Source organism: Bowmanella denitrificans (assembly GCF_039522935.1).
GTDB classification, from domain to species: Bacteria; Pseudomonadota; Gammaproteobacteria; order Enterobacterales; family Alteromonadaceae; genus Bowmanella; species Bowmanella denitrificans.
The window spans coordinates 193,159-206,637 of the sequence record NZ_BAAAEI010000012.1; the positions used below are offsets into that span (position 1 = coordinate 193,159).

Genomic DNA, 13,479 nt, shown 5'->3' on the forward strand with positions numbered 1-13,479 from the left:
AGTGGCAAAAAAACATAAAAGGCAAAGCTTCACTGAGGCTTTGCCTTTTTTAGGACGAAGCAATAAAGGACAAATAAAGGTAACAGATTCTCTAGAATCTATAAATACACCTCAGCCTCACGCCCAGCCAGAATTTCCAGCGGCATACCCACTTCTAGTCTGCCTTCATTCAGGGGGATCAGATTCATGCCAAAATTGATTTTTCCTGAAGGGTCTTTGCGAAATTGCCCCAGGGTCTTCAGTGGTTCCTGATCGCCAAGAAACTCGCCGGTTTTGGCATCGCGGGTGGTAAAGATACAACGGCTACAAGGGCAATCCAGTTTAAATTCCACCTCGCCAATACGGATCCTGTCCCAACCGTCTTCAGCGAAGGGCAGGGTATCCTCCACCACCAAATTGGGACGGAACTGTGCCATCTTGTGAGCAATAGGTGAACGGCGGTTGAGCTCTTCCAGTGAGGCGCGGGATATCAGCAGCAATGGAAAGCCATCGGCAAAGCTTACATCCACACCGGCTTTTTCACTAAACCTGGGGGTATGATTGCCGCAGTAAAGCAACTGGCATTGCCGCCCTAATAACTGGCTGAACCACTGATTGGCAGGTTCCGTGGTGGCAAAACCTTCAAACTGGTCTTTCCATACCTGTGTGGCCACCGGCACCATTGTGCAATCCGCATATTTCACCAGCAAGGATGGCATATCGGGGTGACACAACATCAGCCCCTCGCCATGCAACAACGCCGAAACCTGTATCAGTTTTGGCATGGCCCGCCCGGTTAACATGCGTCCTTTGCTGTCCGCCAACATAAAGCGCCTGTCGAAGCTCAAGCCATGCAACTCAACCCAGGCCTGATTCACCTCTACCCCCTGCGTGGATTTAATCGGGTACAGGTGAATGTGACTTAATACTGCCATTTGGCGCTCCTTGAATAAGACTAAAACTGCCCGCGCTGGATACTTTCCAGCCAATCCAGTTGTTGGCGGGCTTTACGCAACAGCCGGATAGCCCACCACCAGGCCAGTAAACTCATAAAACTGAGAAACAGAATGCTGCGTAACAGTTTTATTCTGAAGCTTTCCCAGGGTGGTGCATCCACCAGCCAGATACCGACCAGGTACAGGGCGAAACAGACCAACAGAAACACCAACGCCCCCTGAGTCAGCCTGGCCAGACGGATATTGTTTATGCTTTGGGCCCGCAGCCGGTGGAGATGATCGGTTAAGTTACCGCGGCTGCTGAACAGTGACAATCGCCTGAGCCAGGTATTCCAGGCGGCAGCACCCAAGGTAAAAACAAACATGGCTATAAACCATGCCTGTTTGAACCAGTGATCCAGGTCCAAGTAAAAATAGACGACCCCCATCAAGACAACGGACAACCAGTCGAGCACAACCCAGGTCCATTGTCTGATACGGTTTTTGCGCCATTTGGCTTTCAGATCGGCAAGATCCGGCAATTCAACTTGCTGGCTTTGCCAGTCTTGCAGCAAGGGATCTGGCTTTTCATTCATGCGATAACTCCCTGCTCAGGGTCTGACGGGCCCGGTTCAGTATCATGCCCGCGTTTGCGGAGCTGATACCGCAGACTTCAGCAATATCCTGGTAACTTAACCCTTCCATAAACAAAGTGACCACTTGCCGGCTTTGCAGCGGCAACTTTTGTACGGCCGCCAGTAATGCCTGTTGTTGAGTCATTTTCAATAACCCCGTCTCTGGTCCAGGGCCTTCGTCAGCAATGCTCTGCACACACAGATCATCGCGGCCCTTATGGCGCATCTGACTGGCCACATGGCTGACACTGCGGTTATGAGCAATTCTCAGTATGTAGGTTTTTTCGCTGCTTTGGCCCCGGAAGCTGGCCATAGCCTGCCATACCGCAAGAAAGATCTCCTGCAGTAACTCCTTGCGCAATTCGCTATTGACCTCATAACTGGCGGCCACCCTGCTAAGCATAGGGCCGTGGTCCTTTATCAGCCTGTCAAAGTCCAGAATCAATCCTGAAGATGAACATTATTAAGGCCGCAAGTATCCCGCAGTGAAGGAATTTTTCAATGTGTAAAAATTTTTTGTTATAAAAATCTGTTCCGCTCGACTGCTAGCTTAAAGCAACCACAGAGGCAATGACGATGACCCCAAGCTTATTTATCCTGCTGTTTATCGGACTCCTGTTACTATCACTGGGCTTATGTTGGCTGGACTATCGCCAGGGCTGGCAACTGGTGAAGTGGCTGCAGGGAGGGGTGGCATCCCCTTTCCCTGAGCAAAATTCTGCCGTCAAAGAAAAGGACCAACGCATCCAGCAATTGGAGCAGCGTATACAAGTGCTGGAATCCATAGTGACCGAACCGGCTTATGAACTCAGCAGGGAAATAGACAAACTGAGAACAGAGTAGGTCAGTTAAACAAAAGGGGCTTAAAGCCCCTTAGTCAATTATTACTGACGGATATGGCCATCGCCCAGTACCACAAACTTCTCTGTGGTCAGGGACTCGACTCCCATCGGGCCATAGGCGTGCAACTTACTGGTGGAAATACCAATCTCGGCACCCAACCCCAGTTCGCCGCCATCGGAAAAGCGCGATGACGCATTAGCCATCACCACCGCAGAGTTGATATCGCGGATAAACTGCTGCGCCGTAGAATAGTCCTGGGTAGCAATCACCTCAGTATGGCCGGAACTGTATTGCTCCAAATGCTCAACGGCTTGCTGATAATCATCAACAACACGTACGGCAATTTCCAGCGCCAGGTATTCGGCATCCCAGTCCGCCTCGGTGGCGGGTTCGGCATTGTGGAAATACCCCAGACTTTGTGCACAGGCATGCACCCGAACCTTGCGCTCATCAAACATCGCGGCCGCCATGGGTAAGAACGTCGGCGCAATTTCTTTATGAACCAGCAAGGTCTCCAAGGCGTTGCAGACGCCGGTGCGCTGGGTTTTGCCGTTGGTCAGCAGCCCTAATGCCTTAACCTCGTCGGCCGCTTTGTCCACATACAGGTGGCACACCCCTTTGAAATGTTGGATCACTGGGATTCGGCTATTTTCTGACACAAACCGGATTAACCCTTCACCGCCGCGGGGAATAATCAGGTCGATATACTGATTAAGGGTCATCAACTCATTCATGATGGCCCGGTCCGGGTCGGGGATAACCACCACCGCATGAGGATCCAGACCATGCGCTTGTAGTGCCAGATGAATGCATTCCGCCAGGGCCAGATTGGAGTGCAGAGCTTCCTTACCGCCACGCAAAACTACCGCATTACCGGCCTTAAAACACAATGCGGCTGCATCAATAGTGACATTGGGGCGCGATTCATAAATCATGGCAATCACCCCAAGTGGGATGCGCATTTTACCAACGTCAATGCCACTGGGTTGACGGCGGATATCGCGAATACTGCCAACCGGATCATCCTGGGAGGCGATTTGGCGCACGGCACCGGCAATCCCAGCCAGAGATTGTTCACTTAAGGCCAGCCTGTCCAGCATCGCCTCAGACAACCCCGCTTCGCGGCCATTGGCGAGATCCTGTTGATTGGCCGCCAGGATTCTGTCTGACATAGACACCAGGTTGTCGGCAATGCTTGCCAGCACAGCATTTTTCCTCTGTGCCGATAATTTAGCTAACTGACGGGAAGCCACTTTGGCTTTTTGCGCCATTTCTCTAATCGAAAAACTCATATGATCTCCTGTTACCCCTGGAGTATTCCGCCAGGGGAATAAATTCTGTGACTGACTATGGCTTAAAGCAGGGCTAAGTCGTCGCGATGCACAGCGGCCTCACCGGACGAATAACCGATGATGTTTTCAAAGTCATCGCTGCGCATTCCCTTAATGGCATTAAGATCAGCGGCACTGTACAGCGTCACACCTTTGGCAAAAGGGAAGCCCTGATGGCAGATTTCCACCGCATCGCCAGACATAAAGTCGCCCTGAACTTTGGTGATACCAATTGGCAGCAACGACGCGCCGGTTTCGATAAGCGCTTGCTTGGCACCGGCATCCACATCGATTCTGCCGGTGGCAATCAAGGTGTGTTTAAGCCATTGTTCTTTGGCTGAGTCGGGGGTCTTGGTTGGCACAAAACGAGTGCCGGGGATTCGGCCATCCAACAAAGCATCAAACACTTCACCTTTACCACCATTGACGATCAGGGTCTGAATACCACTTTCGGCACATTTATCGGCGGCCTCAATTTTGGTCCGCATCCCACCGGTACCTACTTTAGTACCCGGGCCACCAGCCAGACCGTAAATACCGCCGTCAATATTCTCCACAAGTGAAATCAGCCTGGCATCGGGATTTAACCTGGGATCGGCGTCATATAACCCGTCTATATCGGAACAAATTATCAGGGTATCGGCCTCTGCCACCATGGCTGCATAAGCGGCCAGGTTGTCGTTATCCCCCACCTTGAGCACATCTACGGCTACGGTATCGTTTTCATTCACAATGGGTAGTACATTGTTGTTTAACAGCTCGCGCAGAGTATTTTTGATATTCACATAACGGGATCTGTCGTGAAAATCATCGTAGGTCAGTAATACCTGGGCACAAGGGAAGTCGAAGAAACGTGACCAGTTGGCCATCATTTGGGTTTGCCCTACGGCAGCCATAGCCTGCTTTTCGGCAATTGAAGGGTGGGCATTGTGGGCAATAGTGCTACGCCCGGCAGCGACGCTGCCAGAGGACACAATCACCACCTGTTTACCCTGTTCACGACTCTCAGTAATAAATCTGGCGATGGCCAACAAGTATTTGGCACTGCACTGATGACCGTCAGGCGATATCAGTGCGCTGCCAACTTTAATTACGGCTCTTTGCCAGTGAAATTCAGACATTTATCCTCCACTAGTGAAATCCTTATATTAGGATACCGATACAAAAAGGATAAACAAGTCCGTCTGGTTATAAGCTAATAGAGCGGCGTAAAGCCGCTCCTTTACACAAGCCCTTTACTAACGTTGATGTGGCGTTACTCCACAGCCGGCAGGGGATTTACCATGCGTACAAACCACAACATCACCATACTGATCAGCGTTCCGCTAATCAGCAGAGCCGCAAGCCAGGCGGGTAAGGCAGATAAAATAGCCCCCATCAACACCAACAGGTTCTTGCCCAATTCCAGCCAAAACGCCGACTCACGATTGTCCATCAGCGCGCCCAGGCTGACCGAGGAAAACATCACAAACAGCATAATTGCCCAGGGTTGCCAGCCAGACAACTGATTGCCCGATAACAGCAGCATCAGCGCAATCACTATGGTCAGACCATGCTGTATCAGGCAATACCACTTTGCAGATGTGCTGAGTGGCGGATCGTACTTTTTGAATCGGCTCAAGTCTGCTTTGGGTAAAGGAAAACGGGCTTCCACATCGGCTGGACGCCAACCAGTGCGTTTAAACCAAACAAGCAACTTGTCCTGCCAACGCCTGGCATGCCAGCAATCCCTGGCCAGTTGATGGTATACGTGCACGTTCGCCCAAAGCGGATTCCAGCTGTGCAGCGCCTTGCGAATACCAAACAATGGCGGCTCTTCGTCCAACTCTTCCTGAAAGGATCCAAACAGCCTGTCCCAAACAATAAACACGCCACCATAGTTGCGATCAATATAGATTTGATTCTGGGCATGATGCACCCGGTGATTAGAAGGCGTAACCAATATCCATTCCAACCAGCCTAACTTGGGTATATGTCGGGTATGCACCCAAAACTGATAGATAAGATTGAGTGAGCCAACACTAATCATCACTACAGGGTCGATTCCCAGTACCGCCATCGGCAGATAAAACACCCAACTGAACAAACTGCTGCTGCTCTGCCTCAGCGCCGTAGTCAGGTTGTATTCCTCACTGGAGTGATGAACCACATGGGCTGCCCACAGAATATTCATTTCATGGCCCAGCCGATGATTCCAGTAGTAGCAGAAATCATAAAAAACAAAGGCAAATACCCAAACCCAAGCGGCCTCCGGCAGGGAAAACAAGGCGATATGTTCGTACACAAGGGCATAAATGGTAAAAGGTATCAGCTTATGAACCAGGCCGGTTACCCGGCTCAACACCCCGGCACTCAGGCTGTTAATGGCGTCATTAACACGGTAATACTGAGTGCCGCGCACTTTTTCAGCGATAAGCTCAAGGCCGATTAACAAAAAAAAGAAAGGTATCGCCAGCAGCACATAACTCATTGGGCACCCCGGTCAGCGGCCAGAAATGTAAAATTAAGGTTAACAGAATCTTGTCCGACCAGTTTATCCAAGCTTATTTATACTGTCCAGCGTGTCAGAATGAAACCAATTGCCAGATTGGCCTGTCGATATAAATGCGGGATGATTTAGCTATAAGGATGAAATCCTGCAATCAATTGAGTACCTTATACAGACTTAGCAGCAAAGAAGGTGGACCCTGTATGGCTGATTCAGAATCAACGAAGAAGAATTCCCTGCTTCCCTATGCCCTTATTGGCGGCGTCTTGTTGATCGCCCTGGCCGCACTGTTTTTCTGGCAATCCGGCGCGAAAGCCCCGGTAGAACAACCTAAGCCGCTGCCCAAACCGGAGGTTCAACAACCCGAACCGCAACCCGAGCCAGACATAGTTCCAGAGCCTGAGATGCCAGCGGAGCCGGTGGAAAGGCCGGAGCCCACACCAGCACCAGAACCCGAACCGGCAGAGCCATTAGATGTCAGTGATGGTGCGGTCAAAACCGCCGTGCTTGAAACCGGCAGTTATGAAGCACTGGCGCGTCTGATTGTGGATGACGACCTGCTAAGGCGCTTTGTGGTGTTCAGTAACAATCTGGCCAACAAAGAAGTTGCCCCCAGTCACAGAGTGTTGCAGCCGCCACAACAAGAATTCCGTGTTTACCGCCAGGCCGGTAAAGAGTGGATCGACACCGCCAGTTACAAACGCTATACCCCTTATGTGGAAGCGCTGGAAAGTATGGAAACCGAGCAATTACTTGCGTTGTATGAAGTCTATAAGCCCGCTATCAACGAAATATTTGCTGAGGTAGGCGATAGCAGCTCAGACTTTGACGGCGTACTGGAGGAAGCCATCAATCACCTTCTGGACACCCCCGAGGTACCTGTTCCAGTAGAAGTAAGTACTGACAGCGTGATGTACAAGTACACAGATGAACGCCTGGAATCGCTGTCTGCACCACAAAAACAGTTATTGCGTACCGGTCCGGAAAATATGCGGTTGATTAAAGCCAAATTACGGGAAATCCGAGACGCCCTGGCGCAGCAATAACGTTGGACCTGCAACGGCTTCAATCTCAACTGGCGCAAGACAATGTGGCCTTGCCGCCGGTTGAGGATTGGCACCCGGCTTATTGCGGGGAAATGCCACTGGAAATACGTCACAATGGCAGTTGGCACTACCAGGGATCACCCATAGGACGTATTGCTTTGGTAAAGCTGTTCTCAAGGGTTTTAAAACGCGAGCAGGACAATTACTTCCTGGTAACGCCAGTGGAAAAACTGGGCATACAAGTGGCTGACGTGCCTTTTCTGGTCACTGCCTGGCATCAAATCAACAACCAGTTGGTATTTACAACCAACGTGGATGAATCATACCCGGTCGACTTTTCGCACCCGGTTGAACTGATGGTAGATCGTGTCAGTGGGGAGCGATTGCCCTATATGCTGGTGCGCAGAAACCTGTACGCCAGACTACATCAAAATGTGTTTTATCAGTTGGTGGAATTGGGAAAGCCCATCCAACAGGAAGGGCAAAACCATTTAATAGTGCAAAGTGGCGACTACCGATTCAGTCTGGGGACTTTGTAGCCGCCGTTTCGGACTCAGTGACCAAAGGTTTTTATCATGGCAGCAATACCATCAATATTGCTACGCAGCGTAGCGGAGCTTTGTTCCATCGACTGAGCGACCTGGGTATTGTCATCAGCCACCTGTGTGATGTTACCTATATTGCGACTGATTTCTTCACACACTTTTTCCTGCTGTTCCGACGCAGTGGCAATTTGTGCTGAGTAATCAGCCACTTCGGCCATCATCTGGTAAATGTCGCTGATAGCTTTGGCTGACTCATTGGCATCCTCAACACAATCCATGGCATGCTCTCGACTCTTTTCCATACTTGATACCCATTGCTGCAGTGTCTGACGCATGGCTTTCAGACTGTTGTGTATATTGGCAGTCGAAGTCTGAGTGCGAGTAGACAAAGCCCTGACTTCATCAGCCACCACAGAAAAGCCACGTCCACTTTCACCGGCCCTGGCAGCTTCAATAGCGGCATTCAAGGCAAGCAAATTGGTTTGCTCAGCAATAGCTTCAATTTCGCCCATCACATTGGCCACTTTGTCGGCCTCGGTTACCAATTGACCAGCAGAGGAAGCCGCTTGTTCAACGACTTTGGCCATGCTACCGATTTTGTCCTTACTGTGTTCAACGCTGTCTCTGGCTCGCCCACATTGCTGATTGGCTTGTTTTACCTTGGCAGAAGTATCTACGGTATTACGGGCAATTTCCTGACTGGTGGCAGCCATTTCGGTAATAGCGGTAGCAATCTGCTGCACTTCAAATTTCTGCTGCTCAAGGCCTGATGCCGTTGTATGCGCGGCACTGGCTGTTTCATTGGCGACACCGGATAACCCTCTGGATGCATCCTGCATACGCCCTAATACTGTACGCAACCTGGCTTTCATCAAGCCAAGATGGAACTCAAGATGGCTTTGTGTACCCTTACCACTGTATATATAGCGACTCACACTGTCGTACTCGGCACGTAATTGCTGAGCGGCTTGTGGCAGGCTAATAAGCTCGGCCTTAAATAACCAGGCCAGCAGCGCCAATAATGCCGGGATGGTTAGTCCTGCGATCCAGCCACCGGACCAAAAGCCCACAGCCATTGCAACGATGCTCAACAAGGCTGCCAGACTGTATTTCTGTACCCCGGCTAATTCTCTGCTGTTGAACTTACCCGCTTGTATTTGTGCGTAGGCCTGGCTTGCTCTTGCCACCAGGCTTCTATCTGGTTTAACCCGGACAGACTGATAGCCCACGACCTGATTGCCTTCGTAGATTGGGGTGACATAAGCATCCACCCAATAATAACGCCCATCTTTGCACAGGTTTTTGACCATACCGCGCCAGGCTTGCCCCTTCTTCAAACTATTCCAGAGATCGGCAAAGGCTTGTTTGGGCATATCAGGGTGGCGCACCAGATTATGATTTTTGCCCAGCAATTCATCCAGCTCATACCCCGCAACCCGACAGAAGGCACTATTGGCATAGGTGATCACACCGCGCAAGTCTGTGGTCGAAACCAGCTCTTCGTTTGCCTGGTATTGAATCTCTTCGTTTATGACGGTTTGGTTGCGGCGCATGATAATTTCCTATTGGTCACTGAGTGAACGGCCATCTTCAACCCTTGATAATAGCAAAAATATGATTGAAATTAGCCATTTAGTATCACCTCATGAAAATCATATAACTTTCCGGCAACTGGCCGTTTGGTTTAGCCATTTGGTCGCATTTTAGTATGGGCAAACATACTTCATGGTTGCCTCAAGATCAGCCCAATAGGCTTACAGCAGAGCACAACCTTGATGTCATGCCTTAAGGCAAAGCCTTTGCTGTCGTTGGCTTTCTGCACTATGGTGGTCATGCGAACAACACAAGACCAAGGAAAAACAATGAAAATAAAACACCTTTGGCTGATCTGTGCAGCATGTCTGTGCGGGCAAGCTGCAGCGGCCACCTACATCCATGCCGGACAGCTCATATCCGCGGCAGACAACAAAGCACAGAAAAACATGACGATCATAGTTGAGGGTAACCAGATTATCGATGTTAAGGCGGGTTACCAGCCACCTGCCGAGGACGACCAATTAATTGACTTACGCAACAGCACACTGATGCCCGGCCTGATGGATATGCACACCCATCTGAGTTCACAACAGGGCCCCGGTTCCTACATGGAGCGTTTCACGCTAAATGAAGCCGACTATGCGTTAAAAGGCGTATATTTCGCCAAGAAGACTTTGGATGCGGGCTTTACCACTGTGAGAAATCTGGGCGATGGGTATAACGAGACCGTAGCTTTGCGTAACGCCATTAACAATGGCTTGGTACCAGGCCCAAGAATTTACACCGCCGCTAAGTCTATCGCCACCACAGGCGGACATGCAGATCCAACCAACGGCCGCTCCAAAGCACTAATGGGCGACCCAGGCCCAAATGACGGTGTAATCAACGGTGAGACAGAGGCTCGTCAGGCAGTCCGCCAGCGTTATAAAGACGGTGCTGACCTGATAAAGATTACCGCCACAGGCGGGGTTTTAAGCGTCGCGAAAAGTGGCCAGAACCCCCAGTTTATGCAGGACGAGCTGAATGCGATTGTCGCAACAGCAAAAGACTACGGCATGAAAGTCGCAGTACACGCGCACGGAAAAGAAGGTATGAAACGCGCGATTCTGGCTGGCGTCGATTCCATTGAACATGGCACTTATATGGATAAGGAAGTTATCAGCCTGATGAAGAAACACGGTACCTATTATGTTCCTACCGTGATGGCCGGTGAATGGGTGGCACAAAAAGCCAAGATCGACGGCTTTTTCCCCGCATTGGTCCGACCTAAAGCGGCGGCCATTGGCCCTTTGATCCAGGAAACCTTCTCGCGTGCCTATAAGGCCGGAGTAAAAATTGCCTTTGGCACAGACTCCGGCGTATCTGCTCACGGCGATAATGGTCGCGAGTTTGCCCTAATGGTGGAAGCGGGTATGCCAGCCATCGAAGCGATAAGATCAGCTACGTTCCACGGTGCAGAACTCCTGGGTGTATCAGAGCAACTGGGCACGGTGGAAAAAGGCAAGCTTGCCGACCTGGTTGCCGTTGCAGGCGATCCCCTGACGGATATTGGGATGATGTCCAATATTCAATTTGTTATGAAAGACGGTGAAGTCATCAAGCATCTATAAGTTAGTGTTTGCAGGACAGGGATGTTCGAGAAGGTTAACAAAAGTTTCGCTAGGTGAAATCTTAGCCACACCTTACACTAGGGGCCGTTCGTCGACCATTTATAACCTGACATTTACTGAGCTTTAACATGCTAACCAGATTATTCCTTGCAGCCTGGCTTCTTGTCTTGCTTGGCGGCTGTGCTGCAAACCGTGATGAGGTTATTCCCCCTCTCTCGGCACAGGTTAATTTTCCCGCCATCGGGCTATTTAATCAATTACCGGGAAATCGTCTTGAGTCATGGTGTGATCAGCAACAAAAGCGCCAGCATGCAGATTGTCAGGCCGGTACCCTGGAGCTTACGCAGCTGCAGAGCAGATTGGCTGACAGCGGATTATTTCCACTGATCACCCTGGAAGCTGGAGCAGACTATGAGTTGTTGCTATCCAGTGCCCAGATTGAAGATCACAAAGTGCGAGCCGAATTAATCCTGGCGTGGCGTGGCATTCTACTGCACCGTTATGAATACCAGGTTGACACAACTGAGGCCAGCGCAAAGATTGTCAGGCTGTTAATAGCAGATATGCTGCAGGACAAGGTGTTCAGTTCCGGTTATCTGGCCGGTGCGCTGGAATCAGACAACTATGAAAAGGACCTGCAGGCACCGGCCAAGGTAGCAAATTTTCAGCTCAGCCACAGGCTAACCTACAATGATCCATTCCAGGGCTCTATCCTGACTTATAAGGATCCCGCCTATAGCAGTGACCGAATTGAAGTCAGTGTTTATCCCATTCCATCCAGCGATCTCAGTAATACCCCTGCCATCATAGAAGAGGAAACGGCTAAATTAAGGGGTAACCTGAGTGACTTTGCCAAACAGCATAACCTGCCTCCCCTGACGATGAGTCAGGACAAAATGCTGGACTGGACCCAGCAAAGTAAGCAGTTTCAGGGATATTATCTTGATGCCAGCATTGTCAGTAGGGATACAGAACCCTTTTATGCATCTTATTTTTTCTTTATACAGCAGGATAAAATCGTCAGATTTACCACGACATTTCCTTCAGACTTAGCCATGAATTTTGTTAAGGAAGCCTTACCGCAAATGGCAATTCCGGGTGAGTCGGCCTTTATGGCTAAGCTGAGAAAGCCATAGATTCCAAAAATCGATTAACTCGATTGGCAAACCACCCTTGAACTGAGAGAGGTTTGCCCTAATCCTATAGTCAGGCTTACAGCAAACCGGAGAAAAAGTATGAGTAATATAGATATTGGGATCGCTACTCAGGACAGATTGGATATCGCTACTGGCCTCAAACGACTGTTAGCCGATTCCTACACCCTGTATTTACAGACCCATAATTTCCATTGGAATGTGACTGGTCCGCAATTCCGTGAACTGCATTTAATGTTTGAAGAACATTATACCGAATTGGCTGTAGCAGTGGACGACATAGCCGAACGTATTCGTACTCTGGGTGTGGTTGCACCTGGTACTTACAAAGCCTTTGCCTCATTGAGTTCAATCGAGGAAGTTGAAGATGTTCCTGCCGCGTCTGACATGGTGAAGATCCTGAATAAAAGCCATGAGCAGGTTGTTAAGACCTGCCGGGAAGTACTGAAACTGGCACAGGAAGGGGATGACGAGTCCACCGCCGCACTGGTTTCAGACCGTATGAGAATCCATGAAAAAACCGCATGGATGCTCAGAGCCATGCAATAACTCAGAGCAGGCAGGTGCGCCGCACCTGCCATTTCCATCTCATTAACATTTGTTATTGATATTCATTCTCAGTTGCATTATTTTGTGAGTGACCATAAATGATTACTCATGGAGTTCTGCATGTACGACCAATTCCTCTGTTCTTATCATCGCTCCTGGTTAGCATCCAGCCCTCAGGCTGCATTGGCTCATTTGCAACAATGTATGCACAGTGGTGGTTATCTCCGTCAGCAAGGAGCATGGCGGCAAGCTTTACCCTATCTGGGATGTGCCTACGAAACGGCAGAACTATTGCTGGATTGTCCTGAGGTAGACGCCCGGGTGGCAGCTACGGAGTTAACCTCTGCCGCCATGTTGTTAGCGGATACCTATTGTCAGCTCAGTCAGCCTCAACTGGGTTTGCGGGTGTATAGACAATGCCTGCTGAGGCTGACCGAAAAGTATCAGAAACCGGATAGCGATTATCCCAGGCTACGACGCTGCATAACCTTGCTTAAAGACAGACTGACCGAGCAACTCAATCAGACACCGTTGCAAATTATCAGTAAGCCAGCACCCCGGCAATCCCGTGCTTTTCTTCACTAGATGGCAATGCCTATGAAGATCCATTTAGGTTCCCGGCAAAGGAGAATAGCTGTGATAAATGAAAATACTGACTTTCTGAGTCTGAAGATCCGCAAGGATGTGCTGGAAAAACTGATCAGCCATCACCAATTGCACGTAGAAGACTTACGCTGTGGAGATAGCCAATCTGCGGCGGCCCTGAAAAGACTTTTAATTGACTGCACAAACATGAATGTAAGTGCAAACTAACTTACTGTATCAGGA

15 protein-coding genes are annotated in these 13,479 nt (G+C 49.9%); 8 read left to right on the forward strand and 7 right to left on the reverse strand.

Annotation, left to right across the window (positions count from 1 at the left end; translation table 11 throughout):
• Window positions 1-98: 98 nt before the first annotated feature.
• Genes ABD028_RS11880 through ABD028_RS11890 form a run of 3 tightly spaced genes read right to left on the reverse strand, consistent with a single transcriptional unit; the run spans window position 99 to window position 1,952 of the window.
• The gene (locus ABD028_RS11880) at window positions 99-914 is read right to left on the reverse strand and encodes an MOSC domain-containing protein (RefSeq protein ID WP_343845087.1); all 816 of its coding nucleotides are present in this window, start codon (window positions 912-914) and stop codon (window positions 99-101) included.
• A 20-nt stretch (window positions 915-934) separates the two neighbouring features.
• A complete protein-coding gene (locus ABD028_RS11885; RefSeq protein WP_343845088.1) occupies window positions 935-1,510 on the reverse strand; it encodes a hypothetical protein in 576 nt (191 codons plus the stop codon).
• Window positions 1,503-1,952, reverse strand: a complete 450-nt coding sequence (locus ABD028_RS11890; RefSeq protein WP_425542098.1) for an RNA polymerase sigma factor — start codon at window positions 1,950-1,952, stop codon at window positions 1,503-1,505. Before ABD028_RS11890 ends, ABD028_RS11885 begins: the two co-directional genes overlap by 8 nt.
• A 173-nt stretch (window positions 1,953-2,125) precedes the next feature.
• Here ABD028_RS11890 and ABD028_RS11895 point away from each other — a divergent pair, with 173 nt between their 5' ends.
• Complete coding sequence (locus ABD028_RS11895; RefSeq protein ID WP_343845091.1) at window positions 2,126-2,392, forward strand: hypothetical protein; 267 nt, start codon at window positions 2,126-2,128, stop codon at window positions 2,390-2,392.
• Window positions 2,393-2,433: 41 nt separating this feature from the next.
• Here the strand turns inward: ABD028_RS11895 and ABD028_RS11900 are convergent, their stop codons facing one another.
• From ABD028_RS11900 to ABD028_RS11910, 3 genes are all read right to left on the reverse strand, one after another.
• Window positions 2,434-3,684, reverse strand: coding sequence for a glutamate-5-semialdehyde dehydrogenase (locus ABD028_RS11900; RefSeq protein WP_343845093.1), 1,251 nt, complete (start codon window positions 3,682-3,684; stop codon window positions 2,434-2,436).
• Between the two features lie 62 nt (window positions 3,685-3,746).
• Window positions 3,747-4,844: a glutamate 5-kinase gene (gene proB, locus ABD028_RS11905; protein ID WP_343845095.1), complete on the reverse strand. Its 1,098-nt coding sequence runs from the start codon at window positions 4,842-4,844 to the stop codon at window positions 3,747-3,749.
• A 134-nt stretch (window positions 4,845-4,978) separates the two neighbouring features.
• The gene (locus tag ABD028_RS11910) at window positions 4,979-6,193 is read right to left on the reverse strand and encodes a sterol desaturase family protein (protein ID WP_343845097.1); all 1,215 of its coding nucleotides are present in this window, start codon (window positions 6,191-6,193) and stop codon (window positions 4,979-4,981) included.
• A 221-nt stretch (window positions 6,194-6,414) separates the two neighbouring features.
• Between ABD028_RS11910 and ABD028_RS11915 the strand changes: the two genes are divergently transcribed.
• Together ABD028_RS11915 and ABD028_RS11920 are read left to right on the forward strand one after the other, a co-directional pair.
• Window positions 6,415-7,257: a DUF3014 domain-containing protein gene (locus ABD028_RS11915; protein ID WP_343845099.1), complete on the forward strand. Its 843-nt coding sequence runs from the start codon at window positions 6,415-6,417 to the stop codon at window positions 7,255-7,257.
• 2 nt (window positions 7,258-7,259) lie between these two features.
• On the forward strand, window positions 7,260-7,796 hold the full coding sequence (locus ABD028_RS11920; protein WP_343845101.1) for a DUF1285 domain-containing protein: 537 nt from the start codon (window positions 7,260-7,262) through the stop codon (window positions 7,794-7,796).
• A gap of 14 nt (window positions 7,797-7,810) precedes the next feature.
• Here the strand turns inward: ABD028_RS11920 and ABD028_RS11925 are convergent, their stop codons facing one another.
• A complete protein-coding gene (locus ABD028_RS11925) occupies window positions 7,811-9,355 on the reverse strand; it encodes a methyl-accepting chemotaxis protein (protein ID WP_343845103.1) in 1,545 nt (514 codons plus the stop codon).
• A gap of 309 nt (window positions 9,356-9,664) precedes the next feature.
• Between ABD028_RS11925 and ABD028_RS11930 the strand changes: the two genes are divergently transcribed.
• The 5 genes from ABD028_RS11930 to ABD028_RS11950 all read left to right on the forward strand — a co-directional run bounded on the left by ABD028_RS11930 (window position 9,665) and on the right by ABD028_RS11950 (window position 13,464).
• On the forward strand, window positions 9,665-10,948 hold the full coding sequence (locus ABD028_RS11930; RefSeq protein ID WP_343845105.1) for a metal-dependent hydrolase family protein: 1,284 nt from the start codon (window positions 9,665-9,667) through the stop codon (window positions 10,946-10,948).
• Window positions 10,949-11,076: 128 nt separating this feature from the next.
• The gene (locus ABD028_RS11935; protein ID WP_343845107.1) at window positions 11,077-12,084 is read left to right on the forward strand and encodes a hypothetical protein; all 1,008 of its coding nucleotides are present in this window, start codon (window positions 11,077-11,079) and stop codon (window positions 12,082-12,084) included.
• 99 nt (window positions 12,085-12,183) lie between these two features.
• Window positions 12,184-12,651, forward strand: coding sequence for a Dps family protein (locus tag ABD028_RS11940; protein ID WP_102794725.1), 468 nt, complete (start codon window positions 12,184-12,186; stop codon window positions 12,649-12,651).
• A 120-nt stretch (window positions 12,652-12,771) separates the two neighbouring features.
• The gene (locus ABD028_RS11945) at window positions 12,772-13,236 is read left to right on the forward strand and encodes a hypothetical protein (protein ID WP_343845109.1); all 465 of its coding nucleotides are present in this window, start codon (window positions 12,772-12,774) and stop codon (window positions 13,234-13,236) included.
• 51 nt (window positions 13,237-13,287) lie between these two features.
• Window positions 13,288-13,464 (forward strand): hypothetical protein, encoded by a 177-nt coding sequence (locus ABD028_RS11950; RefSeq protein ID WP_172449212.1) that lies wholly within the window; start codon window positions 13,288-13,290, stop codon window positions 13,462-13,464.
• The last annotated feature ends 15 nt before the right edge of the window (window positions 13,465-13,479 follow it).

Coding starts and splice junctions, on each gene's coding strand:
- ABD028_RS11880 (WP_343845087.1), bottom strand. CDS start 914: ATGGCAGTATTAAGTCACATTCACCTGTACCCGATTAAATCCACGCAG.
- ABD028_RS11885 (WP_343845088.1), bottom strand. CDS start 1,510: ATGAATGAAAAGCCAGATCCCTTGCTGCAAGACTGGCAAAGCCAGCAA.
- ABD028_RS11890 (WP_425542098.1), bottom strand. CDS start 1,952: ATGCTTAGCAGGGTGGCCGCCAGTTATGAGGTCAATAGCGAATTGCGC.
- ABD028_RS11895 (WP_343845091.1), top strand. CDS start 2,126: ATGACCCCAAGCTTATTTATCCTGCTGTTTATCGGACTCCTGTTACTA.
- ABD028_RS11900 (WP_343845093.1), bottom strand. CDS start 3,684: ATGAGTTTTTCGATTAGAGAAATGGCGCAAAAAGCCAAAGTGGCTTCC.
- proB (WP_343845095.1), bottom strand. CDS start 4,844: ATGTCTGAATTTCACTGGCAAAGAGCCGTAATTAAAGTTGGCAGCGCA.
- ABD028_RS11910 (WP_343845097.1), bottom strand. CDS start 6,193: ATGAGTTATGTGCTGCTGGCGATACCTTTCTTTTTTTTGTTAATCGGC.
- ABD028_RS11915 (WP_343845099.1), top strand. CDS start 6,415: ATGGCTGATTCAGAATCAACGAAGAAGAATTCCCTGCTTCCCTATGCC.
- ABD028_RS11925 (WP_343845103.1), bottom strand. CDS start 9,355: ATGCGCCGCAACCAAACCGTCATAAACGAAGAGATTCAATACCAGGCA.
- ABD028_RS11930 (WP_343845105.1), top strand. CDS start 9,665: ATGAAAATAAAACACCTTTGGCTGATCTGTGCAGCATGTCTGTGCGGG.
- ABD028_RS11935 (WP_343845107.1), top strand. CDS start 11,077: ATGCTAACCAGATTATTCCTTGCAGCCTGGCTTCTTGTCTTGCTTGGC.
- ABD028_RS11940 (WP_102794725.1), top strand. CDS start 12,184: ATGAGTAATATAGATATTGGGATCGCTACTCAGGACAGATTGGATATC.
- ABD028_RS11945 (WP_343845109.1), top strand. CDS start 12,772: ATGTACGACCAATTCCTCTGTTCTTATCATCGCTCCTGGTTAGCATCC.